Below are 19,018 nucleotides of genomic sequence, written 5' to 3'. Positions count from 1 at the left end.
GCATCGGACGCGACAGCTCGGCGCCGAATGCCGATGCTGCTCAGCGCCGCAACGGAGAAGCCCAACATGCCCATGATCACAGGCTTCCTGCCAGCGCAGACAAACCCCGTGACACGCCGCGGTGCCATCGCCGGCGCCGGTGCCCTGATCTCTGCCCTTGGAGCGGCACCAGCAGCAGCACAGGCCTTCCCCAGCCGCACGGTCCGCATCATCGTGCCCTTCACGCCGGGCGGCCCGGTCGACATCCTGGGGCGCACGCTCGGCGAGGCGCTTCAGGGCCCCTGGGGCCAGTCTGTGGTGGTCGAGAACAGGCCGGGTGGCGGTGGCACCATTGGCGCGAACGCGGTGGCGCGGGCGGCGCCGGATGGGCATACGCTGCTGCTGGTCGCGGTGTCCCACGTCATGAACCCGCCCTTCATGCCAACCCTGCCCTATGACCCGGTGAAGGACTTCACGCCGATCATGCAGGTCGCCTACCTGCCCTACCTCCTGGCAGTGCACCCCTCCGTGCCCGCACGTTCGCTGGCAGAGTTGATTGCCATCGCCAAGGCAGACCCGGGTGGCGTTTCCGTCGGCACCGCCGGCTTCGGCACCGGTGGGCACCTGGCCTCGGCGCTGCTTGGCAGCATGGCGGGGGTGCAGTTCAACCACATTCACTTCCAGGGCGCCGCACCCCTCCAGGCCGCGGTCATGGGTGGCCAGATCAAGGCTGCCTTCCTCAACATCGCGACGGCACTGCCGGCAGTGCAGTCGGACGGCGTCCGGCCTTTGGCCACCACAGGGTTGAGCCGCTGGCGCCAGTTGCCGGATGTGCCCACGGGCGCTGAGCAGGGCTACCCCGGCTACGAGACGATCTCGTGGTTCGGCGTCATGGGCCCGGCTGGGTTGCCGGCGCCGATACTGGCCAAGCTGCACGCGGATATCGCCGCTGCGCTCAAAACGCCGACGGTGCAGAGGCAGCTGAGCAACAACGGCCTCGATCCGCTCGACACCGGCCCGGCAGCTTTTGCCGAGCTCATCCCCGTGGAGATCGCCCGGTGGACGCGCGTTGTGCGCGAAGCCGGCATCCGCACCGACTGACGCCACGGCACGGGCGCCCGACGATGTCGGCTTCATCACCGAGGGATTGCGCATGGCGATGACGTTGCGGCTTCAGGAACCCTTTCGCACGGTCTTCTACGTGCCGTTTTACGCCGCCTTGGCGCGCAGGGCCTTCGAGGCGGAGGGGCTGCATGTGGAGCTACTGCCCGGCACCTCCGCACGCGGTGGCGGCGAACGCGTGCTGGCAGCGGTGATGCCTGGTGCAGCTGACGTGGGCTGGGGTGGGCCGATCCGCGTGCTGATTGAGCACGACCGCGATGCCGCCAGCCCCCTGCGTTGCTTCGGCGCGGCCGTGCTCGCCGATCCCTTCTTCATCGTGGGCCGCACGCCGCAAACGGATTTCAAGCTCGCCGATCTGGCTGGCTTGACGCTCGGGGTGGTGTCGGAAGTGCCGACGCCGTGGTGGATGCTCGCCTATGACCTGAAGCAGGCCGGGGTCGACCCCACCGCAATCCGCCTGGTGAACGGCCCAGGCATGGCGGAGAACGCGGCGGCGCTTGCCGCGGGCAGGCTTGATGCCGTCCAGCTATTGGAACCCTTCGTGACCGAGCTGGTGCAGGGCGGGGATGGCCATGCGTGGGAGGCGGCATCGTCGCGTGGCCCGACCGCCTACTCGACCTTCTACGCGACGGCGCCGCGGATCGCCGCCAAACAGGATGCCATCGCCGCGCTGCTTCGCGGCATGGCATCGACGCTCGCCTGGGTGCGCCAGGCGTCACCGCCCGAGCTCGCCGACACCGTCGGTGACTACCTGCCCGACCTCGCGCCAGGCGTCCTACTGAACGTGGTTGCCCGCTACAAAGTCGGCGGGATCTGGCCGGCCACGCCTGATATCACGGTGGAGGCGTTCGAGCGCTTGCGGGCGGCGATGCTGCATGCGGGGGCCATCACGCGCCCCTCGACGTTTGAGGCGTGCGTGTTCACGGAGACGTAGTGGCTCCTGTGCGGCGTGTGTCGCCTGAAGCTAGTGGACTGCCCCATTCAGAGGATTCCCTGAACGGGTAGGCCGGTTCAAGCTCTTGGAATGAGAGCAGGCATCGTCGTCTTGGTCACGCCGCAAGATCGCATTCGCCTCGAAGCGATTGTCGCTGATCGCAACACACGGCAAAAGCACGCGGCCCGCGCCCGGGTTATCGTAGCCACCGCCGACGGCTGTGGCACCGCCGAGATCATGCGCCGCTCGGGCCTGTCCAAGCCGGTGGTCTGGCGGTGGCAGGAACGCTTCATGCAGGAGGGCGTCGAGGGGCTGCTGCGCGACAAGACGCGCAAGCCCGGCAAGCCGCCGCTGCCCGCTGAGGTCGTCCAGCGCGTGATCGACCTGACGCTCGCCGACCCGCCCGGCGAAACCACGCACTGGAGCGTCCGCGCGATGGCCAAGGCGGCCGGCATCGGCGCCGTCAGCGTGCAGCGCATCTGGCAGGCCCACGGCCTGACGCCGCACCGGATGAAGACGTTCAAGCTCTCCAACGACCCGAAGTTCGCCGAGAAGTTCAGCGATGTCGTGGGCCTTTACGTCGATCCGCCTGCCCATGCTGTCGTGCTGTCGATCGACGAAAAGAACCAGATCCAGGCGCTGGACCGCACGCAACCCGGCCTGCCGATGAAGAAGGGCCGGGCCGGGACGATGACCCACGACTACGTCCGCCACGGCACCACCACCCTGTTCGCCGCGATGAACGTGCTGGATGGCACAGTGATCGGCCGCAACATGCAGCGCCACCGGCATCAGGAGTTCATCCGCTTCCTCAACCAAGTCGAGGCCGCGGTGCCGGCCGGCAAGACGGTTCACGCCGTGGTCGACAACTACGCGACCCACAAGCACCCCAAGGTGCGCGCCTGGCTGGTCCGCCATCCCCGCTGGACCTTCCACTTCACCCCCACCAGCGCCTCGTGGCTCAACGCCGTGGAGGGCTTCTTCTCGGCGCTCACCCGGCGCCGGCTCAAGCGTGGCGTGTTCTGCTCGCTCGTCGACCTCCAGGCCGCCATCAACCGGTACGTCGCCGAGCATAACAAACATCCCAAGCCCTTCACCTGGACTACCGACCCCGAGCGCGTCCTCGCCGCCATCAACCGCGGGAAGCAAGTGTTGGAGTCACTCCACTAGGGACCGGCGGGTTGTGTCCCCTGCCAACTGCCTTCGACCTTGCCGATGCCGCGAGCCCGACCGAGGTCCATCAAATAGGCACCGCCAATATCCCGCGTTGAACGGCTTGGGGCGGGGCTAAAAGGCGGAACTGGCCATCGGGGCATGCCGGAGCGGCACGCTCGACATTCGCTGTCATCGTCAATTGCGGAGCGCTGCCTCGACAACCGATCCAACGAAGCTGCGGATATCTAGGCCAAGGGCTTCCAAGTGCGGCGCGGTCTGATGACCTGCGCGGCGTGTGCCGGCTGAGGTAGGGTTTCGGCGCCGGGGTTACGCCCCTTCCCATCCGGCTGCCGCCAGGCCGATGCAGAAGCCAGACGCAGCGCCTGGGCCGGAGGGTGCCAACCCCCCGCCGTCGATAGTCAGCTTCAGCGCGCCTAGGGCGGGCCCACGGGGCGGAACCGCCCGCTGGGCAGGGGCTTAACCGCGCCTCGCCCGGCGCCCGCCTGCGGCCCTGGCAACCCGCATCAACCGCACTCGCCAGCCTCGGCGGTGCACGCGATGCAACAGCACCGCTCGGGAGATCGGGTGGCGGCCAGCCTGCCATCAGCGCCGGGCGCGGCGGCCCGTTTTGCATTTGGCCGGCGCCTTGGACACCTTTGCGCCGGCCTTTGACGGCTCGGCCGCGACCCGGGATCGCTTTGCCAGCTGGGTGAGAAGGATGGGTTCGGCGGCGGGCATTCCCTCCATCCCCACATAACGCTGGAGCGTCGCCTCGGCGGCGAGGTGCGGGTAGGCCTCGGGTCCTTTCGGCCAGGTCTTGGCGAAGGCGGCGACTTCGGCGTGGTCGTGCCGGCGGATTGTCTGAACCAGGAACGAAGCCGCCTGGACAGGCCGCAACCGATGCTCGCGCAGCAGGCGAAGATTCCATTCACGCGCCCGCAGCGAGCACCAGTCCACCAGGGCTTCTTGAAGCGCGCGCCGCACCTCGACCGGCAGGTCGTCATACGCCTGGTAGGGATCGCCCTTCAGCTTGCTGAACGGCTTGGTGGCGGTGCTGTTGTCCATCGCCGGCTTCTACCGAAGGGCAGGCATTGGGGAAACCGTCGTGACGAATGCCTGGTGCTCGGCGTCAATGCCGGGAGGCGAACCAGCGGCGAGGCGCCCCCGCGCGCGGCTTGCAGGCGGCGACGTGATCAGGTCCGCCGTACTTTATCACGCAAAGCCGGCGCGTTGTGGCAATCCAAGCTTCTTCAACAGACGGACCACAGGGCACATCCCGGTAAATGATGCTTGGACAAGATGGAGGCCCATCAGGCCGGTGACCCAGAACCAATTTTGGCTATGGTAGATCCCAAGCAACAGGCTCCCGATCACAACCACGCCGACCACGAGAAGGATCGCTCGCTCTACGGACATCTCGATCTCTCCCCATTGTTTTGAGGTACGCTAAGAGGCGAGTCTGCGGCGCGCAACAGCAATTTGACGATTGCCGCCTCCCAGAGTGTCAAGCGGCGTCGTCGGTCATGATGTGATCCACACCGCCGAATTATAGCAATCGCATAGCGCGGCATCTTGCCTGGCTCGTGCGCGGCGCAGCGCGAATGGTCCGTCACACGCAGGGCACCCCGCCCTGCACCACGACGGAGACCACGATGACCGCCCGCGCCGCCCGCGCCGCCCGCAACCGGGAGAACAGCTTGGCCGCCTTCCTCGCGAAGAAGGCGGAATTCGACGCCCTCCTCACGGAATTAGCCCAGGCCAACGACGACCATTTCGGCGCGGAACCGGAAACGGTGCTTAGGGCGAGCGGCATGGCTTTCGGATGCCACCGCGAAGCTGAATGACATCGCGGACCCGCACTTCCGCCGCGGACAATATTCGCCGCAGCGAAAACGCGAAGTGGGTGAAGCCAACCGCCGAGGCCGGTATCCGTGCCGACCGATCCAGCGGGGTCGGCTATTGCAGCAGGGGCACCTTGTTTCAGGCCGCTGCCCGTCGCACCAGCATCCCTGCACGTTGCCGCATCAGCAGCGCGCCGATCAGCGCCACCTGCGCCAGGCCGAAGGCAATCCCAACCCACCAGGCCGCAGCGTAGAAGCCCACGCCGTCATAGATCGCTCCCGCCAGCCAGGCGCCGAACGCCATGCCGGCAAGGCTGCACATCAGCAGCGCCGGCACGCGCCAGCTGGCCTCTACCGCGGGAAACAGTTCCCGCACCGCAAGCACATAGGCCGGCACGATGCCGCCGAAGCCGAGACCATAGGCGGCTGCCGCGAAAAACAGCCCCGCCTCGTCCTGCGTCGCCAGGAAGCCCAGCATCCCCACCGTCTGCGCGAGCCCGCCGATGAACACGGTCCACAACCCGCCAACGCGGTCCGAGAGCCAGCCCCAGAATTGCCGCGCCACAAAGGCCGAAAGCAGCAGCACGGACAGCATCGCAGCGCCCACCGAGGTGCGGATGCCGAGGTCGCCGCAGAACGCGACGAGATGCGCCGCCGGCATGGCCATGGGCACGCAGCAGAGGAAGCTGCCGAGCGCCAGCAGCGCCAGCGCCCGGTTCGGCGGCATACCCAGCACCGGCGCCCCGGGTCGCAACCGGATCGCGCCTGGCCCGCTCAGCGGCACCGGAGGTGGCCGCAGCACCACCGCCGCCAGCGTGACGATGACGGCCGAGGCCGTGACGCCATAGACCAGCATGGTCCATTGCCAGCCGAAGGCCGCGATGCTCCGCTCGAACACGGAAGGCCAGACGAAGCCCGCGACGTATTGCCCCGAGGAAACAAGGGCCAGCGCCGTCCCGCGCCGCCGGTCGAACCAAAGCGACACGTAGGCCAGCATCGGCGGGAACAGCGCGCCATTGCCGAACAGCCCGACGCCGAGGCCGATACCCACCAGCAGGGACCATGGCTCGGCGAGCGAAGCGATGACCAGCCCCGCCAGGATCGAAAGCCCGCCAAGCATGGCGACGGCACGCTGCCCGAACCGTCCGGCCAGCAGCCCGCAGATGACGCCACCGATGCCGGTGCCGAGATAGGCCAGTGAGGTGGCCAGTGAGGGAAGCGAACGCCCGCCGCCCAGCGTCTCGGAGATCGGCACGAGGCCAACGACTACAGTCAGCGGCGCGCCCGCGGCGAACGAGAGCATGGTCAGCGCGGCGGCGGCGATGATCCAGGAGTGGCGTGACTCGATGCTTCGCGTCCCGCCCGCGCCGATGCTGCCTGCTCCTCCCATTGCGGAAGTCTCCATGCGCCCGGCGCCAGAGACAAGCCCCGCAGGCACGCGACGGCGGTCTTCTGCCCTCGGCCCGCAAGCCGCTCGGCGGCCCTGCCGAGGGCGTAGGCGGCGGAACAGGCTTGCGGGCCGGGTGACCTCGGATCATGTCGCAGCGACCGCTCAGCGCCCGCCAGCGGCCTCGGCAGCGCCACCATAGGCGCTGGCCGGGCGCGATGACCGGCAGCAGGTCACCGCGCCCGCACGCCACTCAGGATCAGCCGGGGCGGTAGCCGTCGATCAGCAGCCTGGAGCCGGGCCCCTTGGGGCGGGCTCGCGTCCCGACCTTCGGTAGCAGCAGCATCGGCCCCTCGCTCGTCATCGGAACTTCCAGGCTCGGCCCCCAAAGCTTCGAGAAGGGGCCGGTGTCGACCAGCTGGACGCCCATGTCGGTGCGGTCGAGCGCGATAAAGCTGTCTCTCCTGCTGATCAGGACTTCGCTGTCCGAGTCTGGCAACCAGGCGAACAGGTCGATGAGGAACTCTGCGTTACGGGGATCACGCAACGCCGCTCGCGCCCGCTTCAGCCGCGACTGCTGCCACTGCCAGACCCATTGGCAGGCGGCGAGCTTGACGGGCGACTCGCCCAGCCCGCCGGCACCCAGCGCTTCCTCCATGGACCAATCCGCCATGAAGTTCGCCGCGAGGAGGTTGACCTCAGCGAAGAGCTCGTCGCCGACGCCGGTCCACCCCCGCGGCGCCTTGCCCAGCACAGAGCCCAGGCAAATCGACAGCGCCACCTGCGAGCTGCGAACCGGCGGCTTGCGCGATGCGCCGCGGATAACGTCGATCAACGCGTGCCGATGCTTCGACCGCCGGATCACACGGAACAGCGCGAGGGCGACGGCCAACCGCTCCGTGTAGGTCAGGAACGGGATGCGTTGGTCACCGATGGGGAGGTTGGCGGCGGCGCAGGTGGCCAGGAGGCCGAGGAAGGCCTGCCCGACGCCTGCCTGGTTCGGATCGATGCCCGCGCCGGCCAGCCACCAACGCAAGACGGCAGCCTCGTCCATCAGCGGATCACCGCCCGGCGCTTCGCGGGTCGGGATATGGACCTGCCGCAAAGCCGCAGCGAGCACCGCTTCCTCCTTGGCAGTGATCGGTCGACCTGCGGCCAACGGCTTCGCCGGCAGCCCGCGCGGGCCATGGCGGAGATGATCCTGCCCGGCCTCAAAACGCCCCCGGCATGTGGTGGAGATCAGGGGCCAGTCGTAGTCGTCATCGTCATTCTGGGTCATGCACGCGCCCTCCTTGTGAAGCGCACGTACTGGTTACTGTTCCGCAGTTGGACGCTGTTCAGGTTGCCTGTGCTGCTCAACATGGATGTTGCGCGTGTCAACGCGGGGCCGGGGCGGATCGCGCTGAGCGTGCTGGTGGCGGCGCTAGTCGCTGAACCAAGCCGCCGCGCTGCTCCGCTGCGGACCTTGATGCTCGCCTGGCTTTGGCACGGGATTGCCGGCGGAAATCACCATGGCCGCAGTGGCGCATGCAACCCGCCGCCAGATCCGCTGCGGGCTGGTATCGAACACCAGGAAGCGGCGGGCATCTGGCCCGCCACGCCCAACATCACCGTCGAAGCTCTCGACCGGCTCTGCGCGGCGAGGTTAAGTGTGCGTCGTGGCGAACCCGCGTGACGTCGACGATGTCGCTTGAAGCGAGAACGGGCGGACGCATTCCGAGGACGATCAGGGAGTGGGGTGCAGACAGGTGTCGATCCTCGTGCGGCAGGGCCCCGCGACGGTGCCCTGGCAGGGACCAGATGCGCAAGCCGAAGCTTCACGGACTGCGTATCGCAATGAGGTCAGTGCCGCTGGTCTCAGCTGCCGAATAGAGAGGGAATGCCCGCCGCCCGAACATCAGCGCGCCGCGCGCACCGGGTGAAGCTAATGCCGATGGCCACCACCATCGGAGCATCACCATGTATGACCACCATACCCACTTCGAAGCACTCCACAGCATGATCTCGGTGCGCAACCCCGATCTCGCCGTCACCTTCAAGCTGAAGCGGGGGATGGATTTCTCCGGCCTGCAATCTGCCTTCGAGCTGTTCATGAACCTCATGCAGCGGGAGGTGGACGGTCGCCGGTGGTCGAGCATGCCGGCGGGCGACCGACCAACGGCAATTGGTCTGGTTCAGAAGCCGATCACCAACCCACATGTCCACGCGTCGTTCTATGCGCCGCAGCGGTATGTGGATTTTCTGATGAGCCCGGCGGCGCAGATCTTCTGGAAAAGCTGCCATCCGCAATGCGGCCAGCTGGCTGCCGGTGCGCTCAAGGATGCGAGGCGATGGACGGCGTATTATTTCCGACAATCGTCGGGGGTCGATGGCCAAGACAACATGGTCATCCACCTGCCGGAGGTTCTTCTGCGGGAGGCAGCGCCAAGCACGGATCGACGGCCGGAGCTGGCGCCGAAACTCGTGTCATTCCGCGCTCGCGGCGCGGTGCAAGCAACCTGCTGACCACCAAACACTTCAGATAACCGGGCTGCGCCAATGCGCTGGTGCGTCGGGGGCGACAGGTCGGGCGCCGACGACATAGGTGAATTGGGCATGGAACGCTGCGAACAGGCTGTAGGACGGCCATGTGGGCCGATACGGCAGGTGTCAGCTGTCAGGGTGGCGGGCACCGTCATGCACGGCAGTATGGCCTGCCCAGGCTCTTGCGGCAGGCCGCATTCATGCACGGGCATCGGGTGGCTAGGTTGCGCAAGCCAGGCAAGCGAAACACGGGCCGACGTGCGAAGATTCACATCGGCCCGTCACGGTTACCAACGGGCGACGCGGCGGCGCAGTCTCGCGTCGCTGCTGTAGATGAGTTGCCCGACCGGCCGCGGATTGAGCCAAAGCAGAAGCTCGGCCAGCTGGCGCGGCCGGAGTCGATGTTCCCGCTGAACCGGCGCCGGATTCCGCGGCGACCACCGCCGATAGCGCATCGGCCACTGGTGCTTCAGCAAGCGGGTGATGGCGGCGGTCCGGTCATCCCTGTGCAACCGAACGACGTCGACCGGCTTCTTGACGTAGATGTTTGCCCGGTAGGCATCGTGCCCGCTCAACCGGCTGTCGAGCAGCTTCCCGGTCGCGGCCGTGGTGATCGCGTTCAGATGCAGCTGGAAAACGCCCAACGTCCCGTCGAACTCTCCGGCCACGGCGGCCATCAGGGGGCCATCCAGAGGCATCGCGCCAACCTGGCTCAGTTGTGCCCGAAAACCGCGCAGCTTCGACGCTAGCGGGAAGGTGGCGAGCTCGCCTGCCCTCACTGCCCAGCCGGGCGGCTTGATGGTAACGAAGCACATGTCGTCGTCATTGAACTGGTAATGGCACAGCCCGCCCATCGCGTGCACAAACTGTTCCTGGATCACCCGACCGTAGCGGGCACTCGCGAGGGTCCTCGGAAAGTGAGACGGAGCCCTGCTCGGCTCGATGATTGAGGCTAGCCGCGCCGCGCCGGGCAAGCCCGAGCGGTACAGCGCCATCGCGCCCTCCAGATCCAACGCAATCGACTGCTCCTGAGTCTGGAGGCCCTCCAGCGATGCAACCGGTAGGTCGGGCCAAGCCGGTTGGTGGTAGTAGCCGTCAATGTCGATGTCCATGTCAGCGTCCTCTCACATGCGCCGCGAGTGCATCGCAGCACGGGATGAATATGGCCGTTCAGATTGTTGACCGGCCCGTCTTTGAGATCGGCAAGCGCCGTCATCTCCAGTTGCGAAATGGCGATACATCCGCCGAGCGGCGTGCGTCCGGCATCACCGCCGGCGCTACGGCCGCGCCACTGGCCTATGCCCTACCCCATGCGGTAAACCTCCAAACTCTCCGGATAGGCTGCCTGGTTGAGGCGCAGCGCGATCACGCGCTCGGAACGCCCACCACGGATCAACGTGCGATGCACCGCGAGGTGGACCTTGCCGTTCGCATCCGGGCCTTCGACGGTCAGAACGCCACAGGCGCGAAGCTTCGCCAGCAGGTCGTCGGCGATGGAGCCGAAAAGGGCGTTGAACTGCTCTCGCCTGAACAGCAGTTCGAGCCCCCCATTCGGTGTCCGACGCAGCCACCCGGCTGGCTCTCCACCGTCCGGAGCGGCGTGCGATCCGACTTCGGCGAGGCGACGCCGCACCTTGGCCAAGGCCAACTCAAGGCGCGCGACCGGATCAGCGTGGGCACCAGCACGAAGCGACGCGCTCGCCATCCGGAACAGCTGAAGGGTGCCGATGCCGGGCTGTTCCCAATCATCCGGGAAGATGCCCCAGCGACGCGCCAGGACACCCGCAGCGAAAGCCAGGCCGAAGCGGCCAACAATGCGTCCTTCCTCCGGCGACGAGGGGCCTTGCTTCTGGGCCCTCTCCTTGAACCGCCGAACTGCGGAGGCCACCTCCTGCCGAAGACGCTCGGGGCTGTCGTTCATCTCCTGCGTGAGGTGCGTTATGAAGGCGTGCATCGGAGCACCTCCGCACTGCTCTGCGCCGCAGTTCAGCGCGTCGATGATCGCACCCGCGCTCCCATCGGGCGCATGATCGAGAACACCATGCTCCCGCCCGACCAGATCGATGACTGACATCCGGACGCTGAGGGCCGGATCATTCGCTGCTGCGTTCTGCGCGTTGGTCGAGTTGATCGTGTTCGCGCTGCTGAGAAGCACGAACCGCGCGGGCGCCATTTCTTCCTGCCCCATCCGGACCTTGCCTCGGCCGCTAGCCAGGGTCATGGTCGCGAAGGTCAGGAGCTCAGAGCGAGCGCGCGGGCCCGTGCCGGCTGCCAACACCTCGTCCAGCAGCAGGATACCGTCGGCACAGCGTTTGACCAACACCTCGAGCCCGTTGACCGTGATCAGCCATGTGCCCATCGTGCCGACGCCCTGAAGCGATCCGACGATGCGGAGCAGGGTCGTTTTGCCGCAAGTCGTGCGCCCCACGAACACCATCAACGGGTTGTCGCGGACACCAGCCTCGACTCCGAACAGTTGGATCAGGGGTGCCTGCAGCGCGAAGCAAAGGGTTCCCTGAAGCAGCGTCTGCTTCCGGATCAGCGGCCCGAAGCGCGCCTTCCACGCCTGCAGGTCGCTCTGCATGGCGAATGCCGGATCAGGCGTGAAGTTGCACATCACGTCGGTCGTCTGCTCGCGGCCGGCGACGATAAAGGTTCCGTCGGGGCGGACGTAGGCGACGTTCGTAACCCAACCAGCCCGGTCTGCAACCAGCAGGAGGCGGGTCGCCTCAGAGCGCTCGGCAACGAGGCTCCGCAGGCGGCGCTGCTTCTCGGGCTCGATGATCTCGATCCTGCAGTCAGCGAGGAACTCGAGTGCCTTCACCAACGGGCCGACGAAAAGCCTGCGCGGAACGACGGCCACGTTTCCGTCCTGGGTCACCAGCACGTAACGCCGCCCGTGCTGGTCCTCTGCGCACTCGACGATGATGTCATCGCCGCTGCCGCCGACGGCATCAGGACGATCAACCATGGTGCCCCCCGTTTTCCCACTCTTCCCACCAAGTGCACACCCCGGCACGCCGTCGGCCGCTGGCCGCACCACGCGCCACGCAGTGTTGCTGAGCACACCCCCTCAACTTGGACGCTTGAGCCGTCAGCAAGGTGTCCTGAGCCGTCTTCACGGGACCTGACCCCGCATTACGTGTCGTGCTCATCGTCAGCCCCCGCTGCCCAAGCCCATGCGCAGGCGCATGCCGCTGATGGATTGCCGGTCGAGCCAGACGAGGTAGGTGCTGTGATGAGGCTCGGGGATGCGGCCCTTGGCACGCACCCGCTTCCAGCCGCGGTCCGTCCAGACGATGGGTCGCGCCGGCCACCAGCTCTGCAACACGTAGGACACTTGGCGTGGCGGGTCGACGAGCTTGGACACCTTCAGCACCACCCGCACCTTGGGGGCTGTGGGGTTAGTGGGGAGGGTGTTGCTCTGGACGTCGAGCAAGGCCTTCAGCAGATCCCTCAACTCCTCGCGCACCGGACCATCCAGCGCGGCGAGGTAGTCGCCGGCGGCGATGCCGTGAAAGTGGATGATGAAGGTGTTCGACTTGGCCTCGTATTCCCCGTGCAGCTGCACGTAGATCCAGCCGCTCGCGTTCGGGGGCAGATGCTTCAGGATCACCCGGCGCAGCCATTCGGTCCGACGCTTCGGCTTCAGGCCAAGCAGCGCGTCAGCCTTCTCGGCATGCTCCGGCCACACCAGCGTGAACGCCTTCACCTCCATGCCCGCGGCAAGCGCCTGGTTGGTGCGCCCAAGCAGCTGGCTGGCTGTCACGCGCTGGAACAGGCGCGTGTAGCAGGGGTCAGCCAGCGATGCCGGCGGCTCCTCGCCGTCGTCGCAGGTCAACTTCGCCGCAAGCTTTCGTGCGGCCGGGATCACTGACGACGACAACAGGCGGACACGCTCGTCGCGTTCGTCTACCGCCTCGGCCGTTGTCGGGAAGCCGGCCTTCTTCTCGGTCGGCAGGAGCAGCTTGGCGAGATCGAGCTCGATGTGCTGCGTCCCGAGTCTGGCGTAGCTGGCGTTGTGGGTGCGCCCGACCATTACCGTTCGCCTTGCGCGCAGCTGCGCCACCAACGCTCGGCCTCATCGGCATCGACGTAGGTGCGACGACCGATCTTATGGATGCTGATGTCGCCGCGGTTCACCAGTTCGTAGAACGTGGTGTTGGAGATGCCGCCGTAGATCTTGCGGAACTCATGCGCCGGAATCGCACGCCGACGCGGCGCCGCGCCCTGCGCCATCTGCGCGACAGCAGCAGCCCCGGCCATGAGCGACGCGGCGCGATTGCCGTTGTGGTCGGTCGACGGCGCGCGATACGCATTGAGAGCGACAGCCGGAAGCGAGGCCTCGACTGTGCGGGCAATAGATGTAGAAGGTGCAGTCGCGTGCGACTGCGCAGAACGCCCTGAGCCCATAGCAATCCCCTCAGACCTTTCGGTCCGTTGACGAGTGGACACAGGCCCTGTTCACCGGCGCGCTTTTGGCGACTTACCAATGAAAGTCACTGTGCAGACCACGAGTGGCCGTTACGTCATAGGTTGGATTGCTTCTGCCTCAGTAGGCTGGCAGGGCATTTGCCGAGAGGCGCTTGGTAGCGCGAATCGCTCAGCGGGTTCGCCGGCGTGCGGTGTTAGCGCACGTTGTTCGGCAACAACGAGATGGCATGGCGGGGGCGTCGAGCCAAGAGGCGGGCGCATTTTTTTTTTGCAATGATCGCAAATTGGCTTCGTCAGCGCCTGCTACTGGAGCGAAGCCAACGTGATCGCCGTGCTAACGCCGCAGTGGTGCCGTCTGGTTCACGTCAACCCAGGCGAAGCACACCCGGATGAAGCCCTCCAGGTAGCTGCTGCCGCGCGCCCGGCCTTCCGCCTCAGCCCATGCCCGGTTGTCGATGTTGCGGCCGATACACGCGAGGTCGACCGCAGCACCATCGGCGGAATCCCTTGCCAAGCGGCACTGCACGGCGGTGCGGGCGATAGTCACGCAATCCCGCTCGGCTGAGCTGCGCGGCGGCGGCGCGTTGCTCAGTGCCCGTTCGATGTAGCCCAGCCATGGTCGGCCATAGAAGCTTGCCATGGCCCCCGGGCTAGGCTGGGCGGCCCTTGGTGGCGGCGGCGGTGCGGCACCACCCTGCTGTGCGTCACGCCGCCGCAGCGCATCCTCGATGGCCGACCTGTTGCCCTCCCGCCCGCCGAAGGCGTCGCCCTGCGGCGCACGGAAGAAGTTGCCGTTCGGTGGCATGATTTCCCGCGGCGTCTGGGCACAGGCAGGTGTGGTGACGGCAGCCGCAAGCAGAACCGCGGCGATGGCGCGATGCATGGTGGTCTCCATTGGTCGTGGGGGAGGTTGATGGCGGCAAGCCGTGTCAGTCCGGGGCGGGCGTGTTTGTCCGCAGCCCAACGGCGCACGGTGTCGGCAGGGCGGATTAAGGCGGGCCGTTCACGCGCCCCGACCCGCTCCTGGCCAGACGGTGTTGGGGTTCAGCGCATGCCGTCGTTGGGCAGGATGGCGACCCGGTGCAGTGGCTTGGTGAACTCGGCATAGTCGGGGAAGTCGCACCACTTCAGTCGCAGCGTCGTGCCGTTCTGCTCCACCTTCAGCACCTGCGCCTCCCACCACCCATCCTCCTTGCTCTCACTGGCCAGGACGATGCTGCCGGGCTTGAGCGCGGCGTAGGGGTCCGGCCGCTCCGGTGCCGCCGGCAGGGGCGGCGCGGCCGGTGGTGGCACGCTGAGCGCGAACAGCCGGTCGTAGGTCGCGCGCTTGATTGGGGTGAGTGTCGGCTTGCCGGCGGAAGCCAGCTTGCCCTGCGGGAAGTCGGCGTCAACCTGGTCGAGCTTCGGCCCGTCGACCATGAAGATCAGGGCGGCGGTGCCGGCAAGAGCCTTGGCGATGGCGTCGCGGGCGGCGGGGTCGAAACTCGCGCCGCGGGTCAGGCCGTTCGGGTCGGCCTCGATCACCACGAGCCGCTGGGGCGTCGCGTTCATGTAGGGGGTGCTCCTTGATGGGTGGGTTCGGGGCGCAAGCCGCCCCATTATGATGTATAAGCCATTGTTTTGGCGTCTAAAAGCACTCTTTGTGCGCCGTTTGGCGGATGAAAAGGCGCGCCGTTATTGACTCGCGAGCTTCCTTGGCGCGTCGGCAAAGTTGAACTCGGTGACGCCTGATCGTGTCGGCCGTTGGCGGGAAGCCACGGCGATGCGGCGGGAAGACGCCAGGGCCAGTTGCGCGATGTTCTCGATCAGGGCCAGGATGCGGAATGAACGATTCATTCCGGGTGAGTGCATAACTCAGGTTGCGTATTTGCGAGAAGCTTCCGGCCCGGTGTCGTTGGCAATGGCGGAGCAGCCTCGCCTGCCGCCAGCACACGGCACACAAGACACTGCACCTAGCGCCGAGCATCCGGGATGAAGCTAAAGCCAATTCTGCTGAGCGCCGCCGTTCGGCACCAGCGCACCAACCATGCACCGTCCTCGATGTTCAGGAGCATAAGTCTTTTGCTGCCACTCGCCACTCGGCGCGCGCCCGGCGCTATTTGCGTGTGATCCGAGTGACCCTTGAACTGCAAAACCTATTACGCTTTCGGTCAAGATAAGCCCCGATCCGGCAGATAAGGACACGAAAAGATGTGTAAATATTATGTTTTGTTTCGCAAAACATTTTCTAACCTCCCGGCCGATGATATCGGCGTCAACGAAGAGACTTTATGAAATACTCCCTCTTACATTCGCTGCTTCAGTTGGCTCACGCAACTTCTCAGAACCTTGCCTTCGCGCACGGCCACGGAGTTAATATCAGTTATGGTGAAGAGACAATAACCGAGACTAATTTGCTCGAACTGCGCCGCCGCCATCCGGTCTCGATCCGCCTTCACACCTTTGGTAAGAAGCGAGAGGCGTTAAATGGTGCGGACTGGGAATGGCATATTATTGGGCGCGCTAGAAAATTACGTATGCGCGTCCAAGCCAAACGTCTTCAGAAAGACAATAAACTAAAGATACCGCATGAGATAGCCTCCTCAAAGAAGCAACAAATCGATTTGCTTATCAAGGACGCCAAAAAAAACAAACTGAAACCCGTCTATTGCATTTATGGATCGGAAGCGCAGAGGAATCTGTGGCAAAAAAGGAGCCCGCCGACTCCCGGATTTAAGGAATATGAGTATGGCTGCCTTTTGGTAAGCGCCCATCAAGTGAAAAGCAGTATGCCTCAGACGCTTTCCACAATTGAGGCCAACTGCATACCATGGCACTTTCTTGTTGAGCCTCATCGATATTCAGCACTTCCAATCTTCTCAGACATCGATGATATTCCTGCGCTGTATTCTGTAAGTCTCGGCATGACGACGCCTGTCGCAGAGGCGGGGAAGGATGGCACGAAAGCAGTCCGTGAATTTCCTACCGTCGACGACCTTAATGCTGCTGATAAACCCAGAATTAATCTAGAGGGTGTTGCAGAAGCAACATCATCCGAGTTTAGTTCTCCTATTGTCGACGGTCATTATTCCGAGCGTGGAGTCAAGCGGCTCGTTGAAATTGATGTGCGCGATATCAGTCCTGGGCCTGAAGCGTTGGAGTGATCTAGCTTCTCGCCCAATCTGGGTTGGCTTCTTATGCGCCTTCGTCGGCCTGGTCGCGTTCGGCGAAAAACGCTAAGCCGCGTTGCGGAGCCCAGGGCGCTTTTCGCCAGCCACTTCATCTGCCCAAAGCTGCAACGCGGCCAGCTTCTCCGGCAGGAAGTTGTAGCGGCGGTAGGTGCCGGCGACGCCTTTCAGGACGTGGCCCAGGCAGGCCTCGATCACGTGCGGCGCCACCCCCAGCCGCTCCATGTGCGTTGCCATCGACCGCCGCAGGTCGTGCACCACCCAGGGCTGCATCGGTCCGCCGAAATACCGCCCCGCCAGGCCGTCGATGACCTTCTTCGCGTCGCTGAAGCCGGCAATCGCCGTGTGCCCGCCATCCGACGAGAACAGGTGCGCCCCGGTGATCGGCGCCGGCAGGCCGGCCACAATGCTGCGCGCCACGGTGCTGAGCGGTGCGATGTGCGGCCGGCCCGTCTTGTAGTGCTCGGCCGGAATCTCAAGCTGCGACCAGCCAGCGTCGAGCCAGTCCCACCGCGCCACCGCCCATTCGCCCCGGCGGTCGCCCGTCAGCAGCAGCAGCTGGAAGAACGGCCCCCAGGGGTAGCCCATATGACACGCCGCATTCCACACCGCCGCGAGCTCGGGCATGGACAGCACGCGGTCGCGCGGCTGCGCCCGGTCGCGGTTCCGCACCCCGGTGAAGGGGTTGTCGGGCCGCAACTCCGCCTCGAGGGCATACTGGAACATCGCCCGCACCCATTTGCGGACCTCGGTCGCGGCGCCGGTGCCGCCCCGCATGCTGGTGAAGGTGCCCCGCCCCCGCGTCGTGACCTCCACTTCGCGGGGCGTGCGCACTTCTTCAAGCAGCTTCAGCAGATCGCCGCGGGTCAGGTCAGCAACGGGGCGGTCGCCCCAGGCTGGGACAACGTGGCGGGTCAGCAGGGCCTCCACAACGGGCGCCGAGCGGAGATTACGGCGCAGGTGGCCGACGGCGTAGCGGTCAACCAAGTCGGCGACGGTCACCAGGGCCTCGCCCGGGGCCGCCAGGGCGCGCTGGGCGGCGCCGGGGTCAATGCCCTGCCGCGCAGCCCGCCGCGCCGCCAGGGCCGCGCCACGGGCCTCGCCGAGGGTCATGTCCGGGTAGGCGCCAAGGGTCATGCGGCACTTGGGGCCGGCGAGGCGCGCCGCACGGAGGGTGCCGGCCTCGCCGATGCCGGCGACCCGATAAGTCAGCGTCCAGGTCATGGAGCCCTTCGTGCCGACCCGCAGCACCAGGCCGTCGCGGTCGGGCAGGTCGAAACGCTCCCCGGTAGGCCGCACCGCGCGGAGCTTGGTGTCGGAAAGCGGCCCTTTGGGTCGGGCGGCGGGTTGGTCGGGATCGAGCGGGCGCGCGCCGGTGGATGGCACCGCGCGAGGCTTGGTGTCGGTGAGGGACATGAACCGATGGGGCGCCGCGAAGGGCTGGAGAGAAGGGCGCGGCAGCGAGCGGCAGCCTACCGGCAGGGGCAGCATAGCGCATCTATCACATTGTAATCAAACAATTCTAATGAACGCCGGCGGGCCTCGGCGTATCTCGGCGAACGGTCGGCCCTACAGACCTCTGGAGCAATGTAGAGAGCTTCCGAAATTGTTGATGATGGGGGCGCCGCCAGCCTTTCGTCACATCTCCCCCACATACCCGCTGCCAAGGGGCCAAGCTGCCCCGTAACGCCAGGGTCCGACCTAGAGCCTGCGGGCGTAGGCCTCCGCCGCCTCAATCGCCTGCGGCAGCCCGCGAGCTTCTCGGTGGCCGATTTGGAAACCCAGCACGATTGCGGCTGCCCTTTCGTCCGGTGTTCCATGATGATCAGGATTGTCGAGCATGCTGTCCCCGAGACTATGCTTGGTCGTTGCGAATACCGCAGCGGGGAAATTTGGACGCTCACGCTTGCGCACACCCGCAAAGTAGCCCGCAAAAAAGTCGGCTTGTAGTTCCGCTGGGCGCACGCGCCCATTCAGTATCAAAGACCTATGAAGCCCATGCTTGAACTGAAGGATATGACCAAATTCGTGGGCGCACACGGCGGCAACTGCAACATCCGGATGTTCGGGCTGCCTAAGCAAATAGGAGAGCATATTTTGACCAAAAAGAACAGTACCGTCCTGCCCCTCACCGCGCACTGCAGTCGTGGCATACGCGTTTTTACTTCGGCCGTCGTTAAAATACGCGAATCCGGGAAGGACCTCGAACAGGCGGGAGAGCCGACCCAGCGTCTGCGCCAAAGAAAAGTCAAATTCCCGGTCACCAGAGTGCGCTATCATTGGTTCATTGCCAGATACAAAAAGGCGCGTCTCGGACGCGTAACGGAATACCCGGCCCGCGTGTTCAGGCGGCACCGCGCAGCCGAGGAAAATTGGCAAGCCCTGCGCGTGTGCACCACAGCAACCCTCTGCCGCCCAAATCAACGATAGCGCACCCCCGGCAACAACTTCACGGCGACCAAGCATAACAGCGTAC

Annotated in this window: 19 protein-coding genes; 7 read left to right on the top strand and 12 right to left on the bottom strand. The window is 65.7% G+C overall.

What is annotated here, in order from left to right; genetic code table 11:
- The first annotated feature begins 66 nt into the window (after positions 1 to 66).
- The 3 genes from ACFHNC_RS11580 (at position 67) to ACFHNC_RS11570 (ending at position 3,205) form a co-directional block, all read left to right on the top strand.
- Positions 67 to 1,080, top strand: a complete 1,014-nt coding sequence (locus tag ACFHNC_RS11580; protein WP_437169375.1) for a Bug family tripartite tricarboxylate transporter substrate binding protein — start codon at positions 67 to 69, stop codon at positions 1,078 to 1,080.
- A 52-nt stretch (positions 1,081 to 1,132) separates the two neighbouring features.
- A complete protein-coding gene (locus ACFHNC_RS11575; RefSeq protein ID WP_437169374.1) occupies positions 1,133 to 2,035 on the top strand; it encodes an ABC transporter substrate-binding protein in 903 nt (300 codons plus the stop codon).
- A 90-nt stretch (positions 2,036 to 2,125) separates the two neighbouring features.
- A complete protein-coding gene (locus ACFHNC_RS11570; RefSeq protein ID WP_437169373.1) occupies positions 2,126 to 3,205 on the top strand; it encodes an IS630 family transposase in 1,080 nt (359 codons plus the stop codon).
- Positions 3,206 to 3,793: 588 nt separating this feature from the next.
- Here ACFHNC_RS11570 and ACFHNC_RS11565 read toward each other — a convergent pair.
- Positions 3,794 to 4,255, bottom strand: a complete 462-nt coding sequence (locus ACFHNC_RS11565; protein WP_437169372.1) for a DUF6525 family protein — start codon at positions 4,253 to 4,255, stop codon at positions 3,794 to 3,796.
- Between the two features lie 147 nt (positions 4,256 to 4,402).
- Positions 4,403 to 4,606 (bottom strand): YgaP-like transmembrane domain, encoded by a 204-nt coding sequence (locus ACFHNC_RS11560; RefSeq protein ID WP_437169371.1) that lies wholly within the window; start codon positions 4,604 to 4,606, stop codon positions 4,403 to 4,405.
- A 236-nt stretch (positions 4,607 to 4,842) separates the two neighbouring features.
- Here ACFHNC_RS11560 and ACFHNC_RS11555 point away from each other — a divergent pair, with 236 nt between their 5' ends.
- Positions 4,843 to 5,034 carry a hypothetical protein gene (locus tag ACFHNC_RS11555; RefSeq protein WP_437169370.1) on the top strand — a complete coding sequence of 64 codons (192 nt, stop codon included), beginning with the start codon at positions 4,843 to 4,845 and terminating at the stop codon, positions 5,032 to 5,034.
- Between the two features lie 136 nt (positions 5,035 to 5,170).
- Here ACFHNC_RS11555 and ACFHNC_RS11550 read toward each other — a convergent pair whose 3' ends face one another.
- Together ACFHNC_RS11550 and ACFHNC_RS11545 are read right to left on the bottom strand one after the other, a co-directional pair.
- Positions 5,171 to 6,436, bottom strand: coding sequence for an MFS transporter (locus tag ACFHNC_RS11550; protein WP_437169369.1), 1,266 nt, complete (start codon positions 6,434 to 6,436; stop codon positions 5,171 to 5,173).
- A gap of 241 nt (positions 6,437 to 6,677) precedes the next feature.
- Complete coding sequence (locus ACFHNC_RS11545; RefSeq protein WP_437169368.1) at positions 6,678 to 7,697, bottom strand: hypothetical protein; 1,020 nt, start codon at positions 7,695 to 7,697, stop codon at positions 6,678 to 6,680.
- A gap of 15 nt (positions 7,698 to 7,712) precedes the next feature.
- On the opposite strand from ACFHNC_RS11545, the gene ACFHNC_RS11540 reads away from it, so the two are divergent.
- Positions 7,713 to 8,093 carry a hypothetical protein gene (locus ACFHNC_RS11540; protein ID WP_437169367.1) on the top strand — a complete coding sequence of 127 codons (381 nt, stop codon included), beginning with the start codon at positions 7,713 to 7,715 and terminating at the stop codon, positions 8,091 to 8,093.
- A gap of 284 nt (positions 8,094 to 8,377) precedes the next feature.
- Positions 8,378 to 8,923 carry a hypothetical protein gene (locus ACFHNC_RS11535; protein ID WP_437169366.1) on the top strand — a complete coding sequence of 182 codons (546 nt, stop codon included), beginning with the start codon at positions 8,378 to 8,380 and terminating at the stop codon, positions 8,921 to 8,923.
- Between the two features lie 305 nt (positions 8,924 to 9,228).
- Here the strand turns inward: ACFHNC_RS11535 and ACFHNC_RS11530 are convergent, their stop codons facing one another.
- The 6 genes from ACFHNC_RS11530 to ACFHNC_RS11505 all read right to left on the bottom strand — a co-directional run bounded on the left by ACFHNC_RS11530 (position 9,229) and on the right by ACFHNC_RS11505 (position 14,926).
- The gene (locus tag ACFHNC_RS11530) at positions 9,229 to 10,053 is read right to left on the bottom strand and encodes a hypothetical protein (RefSeq protein WP_437169365.1); all 825 of its coding nucleotides are present in this window, start codon (positions 10,051 to 10,053) and stop codon (positions 9,229 to 9,231) included.
- A 191-nt stretch (positions 10,054 to 10,244) separates the two neighbouring features.
- Positions 10,245 to 11,912 carry a DUF927 domain-containing protein gene (locus ACFHNC_RS11525; protein WP_437169364.1) on the bottom strand — a complete coding sequence of 556 codons (1,668 nt, stop codon included), beginning with the start codon at positions 11,910 to 11,912 and terminating at the stop codon, positions 10,245 to 10,247.
- Positions 11,913 to 12,098: 186 nt separating this feature from the next.
- On the bottom strand, positions 12,099 to 12,980 hold the full coding sequence (locus ACFHNC_RS11520; protein WP_437169363.1) for a hypothetical protein: 882 nt from the start codon (positions 12,978 to 12,980) through the stop codon (positions 12,099 to 12,101).
- The gene (locus ACFHNC_RS11515) at positions 12,980 to 13,354 is read right to left on the bottom strand and encodes a helix-turn-helix domain-containing protein (RefSeq protein WP_437169362.1); all 375 of its coding nucleotides are present in this window, start codon (positions 13,352 to 13,354) and stop codon (positions 12,980 to 12,982) included. The genes ACFHNC_RS11520 and ACFHNC_RS11515 overlap by 1 nt, the downstream gene beginning before the upstream one ends.
- A 355-nt stretch (positions 13,355 to 13,709) precedes the next feature.
- Positions 13,710 to 14,258 carry a hypothetical protein gene (locus tag ACFHNC_RS11510; RefSeq protein WP_437169361.1) on the bottom strand — a complete coding sequence of 183 codons (549 nt, stop codon included), beginning with the start codon at positions 14,256 to 14,258 and terminating at the stop codon, positions 13,710 to 13,712.
- Between the two features lie 161 nt (positions 14,259 to 14,419).
- The gene (locus ACFHNC_RS11505; RefSeq protein ID WP_437169360.1) at positions 14,420 to 14,926 is read right to left on the bottom strand and encodes a hypothetical protein; all 507 of its coding nucleotides are present in this window, start codon (positions 14,924 to 14,926) and stop codon (positions 14,420 to 14,422) included.
- A 719-nt stretch (positions 14,927 to 15,645) separates the two neighbouring features.
- On the opposite strand from ACFHNC_RS11505, the gene ACFHNC_RS11500 reads away from it, so the two are divergent.
- On the top strand, positions 15,646 to 16,518 hold the full coding sequence (locus tag ACFHNC_RS11500) for a DUF6615 family protein (RefSeq protein ID WP_437169359.1): 873 nt from the start codon (positions 15,646 to 15,648) through the stop codon (positions 16,516 to 16,518).
- Between the two features lie 72 nt (positions 16,519 to 16,590).
- Here the strand turns inward: ACFHNC_RS11500 and ACFHNC_RS11495 are convergent, their stop codons facing one another.
- Together ACFHNC_RS11495 and ACFHNC_RS11490 are read right to left on the bottom strand one after the other, a co-directional pair.
- A complete protein-coding gene (locus ACFHNC_RS11495) occupies positions 16,591 to 18,033 on the bottom strand; it encodes a tyrosine-type recombinase/integrase (RefSeq protein ID WP_437169358.1) in 1,443 nt (480 codons plus the stop codon).
- Between the two features lie 210 nt (positions 18,034 to 18,243).
- The gene (locus ACFHNC_RS11490; protein ID WP_437169357.1) at positions 18,244 to 19,008 is read right to left on the bottom strand and encodes an ImmA/IrrE family metallo-endopeptidase; all 765 of its coding nucleotides are present in this window, start codon (positions 19,006 to 19,008) and stop codon (positions 18,244 to 18,246) included.
- Between the last annotated feature and the right edge of the window lie 10 nt (positions 19,009 to 19,018).

This window comes from Falsiroseomonas sp. E2-1-a4, from assembly GCF_051433165.1.
Classification (GTDB): domain Bacteria; phylum Pseudomonadota; class Alphaproteobacteria; order Acetobacterales; family Acetobacteraceae; genus Falsiroseomonas.
The sequence above is the reverse complement of the archived record's forward strand: the minus strand, read 5'-3'. Positions and strand labels throughout refer to the sequence as shown.

Excerpts from the sequence above, each read along its gene's own strand:
- ACFHNC_RS11555 (WP_437169370.1), top strand. The coding sequence starts at position 4,843 with ATGACCGCCCGCGCCGCCCGCGCCGCCCGCAACCGGGAGAACAGCTTG.
- ACFHNC_RS11520 (WP_437169363.1), bottom strand. The coding sequence starts at position 12,980 with ATGGTCGGGCGCACCCACAACGCCAGCTACGCCAGACTCGGGACGCAG.
- ACFHNC_RS11505 (WP_437169360.1), bottom strand. The coding sequence starts at position 14,926 with ATGAACGCGACGCCCCAGCGGCTCGTGGTGATCGAGGCCGACCCGAAC.
- ACFHNC_RS11545 (WP_437169368.1), bottom strand. The coding sequence starts at position 7,697 with ATGACCCAGAATGACGATGACGACTACGACTGGCCCCTGATCTCCACC.
- ACFHNC_RS11500 (WP_437169359.1), top strand. The coding sequence starts at position 15,646 with ATGAAATACTCCCTCTTACATTCGCTGCTTCAGTTGGCTCACGCAACT.
- ACFHNC_RS11580 (WP_437169375.1), top strand. The coding sequence starts at position 67 with ATGCCCATGATCACAGGCTTCCTGCCAGCGCAGACAAACCCCGTGACA.
- ACFHNC_RS11525 (WP_437169364.1), bottom strand. The coding sequence starts at position 11,912 with ATGGTTGATCGTCCTGATGCCGTCGGCGGCAGCGGCGATGACATCATC.
- ACFHNC_RS11490 (WP_437169357.1), bottom strand. The coding sequence starts at position 19,008 with ATGCTTGGTCGCCGTGAAGTTGTTGCCGGGGGTGCGCTATCGTTGATT.
- ACFHNC_RS11510 (WP_437169361.1), bottom strand. The coding sequence starts at position 14,258 with ATGCATCGCGCCATCGCCGCGGTTCTGCTTGCGGCTGCCGTCACCACA.
- ACFHNC_RS11565 (WP_437169372.1), bottom strand. The coding sequence starts at position 4,255 with ATGGACAACAGCACCGCCACCAAGCCGTTCAGCAAGCTGAAGGGCGAT.
- ACFHNC_RS11530 (WP_437169365.1), bottom strand. The coding sequence starts at position 10,053 with ATGGACATCGACATTGACGGCTACTACCACCAACCGGCTTGGCCCGAC.
- ACFHNC_RS11495 (WP_437169358.1), bottom strand. The coding sequence starts at position 18,033 with ATGCTGCCCCTGCCGGTAGGCTGCCGCTCGCTGCCGCGCCCTTCTCTC.
- ACFHNC_RS11570 (WP_437169373.1), top strand. The coding sequence starts at position 2,126 with ATGAGAGCAGGCATCGTCGTCTTGGTCACGCCGCAAGATCGCATTCGC.
- ACFHNC_RS11550 (WP_437169369.1), bottom strand. The coding sequence starts at position 6,436 with ATGGAGACTTCCGCAATGGGAGGAGCAGGCAGCATCGGCGCGGGCGGG.
- ACFHNC_RS11575 (WP_437169374.1), top strand. The coding sequence starts at position 1,133 with ATGGCGATGACGTTGCGGCTTCAGGAACCCTTTCGCACGGTCTTCTAC.
- ACFHNC_RS11560 (WP_437169371.1), bottom strand. The coding sequence starts at position 4,606 with ATGTCCGTAGAGCGAGCGATCCTTCTCGTGGTCGGCGTGGTTGTGATC.
- ACFHNC_RS11515 (WP_437169362.1), bottom strand. The coding sequence starts at position 13,354 with ATGGGCTCAGGGCGTTCTGCGCAGTCGCACGCGACTGCACCTTCTACA.
- ACFHNC_RS11535 (WP_437169366.1), top strand. The coding sequence starts at position 8,378 with ATGTATGACCACCATACCCACTTCGAAGCACTCCACAGCATGATCTCG.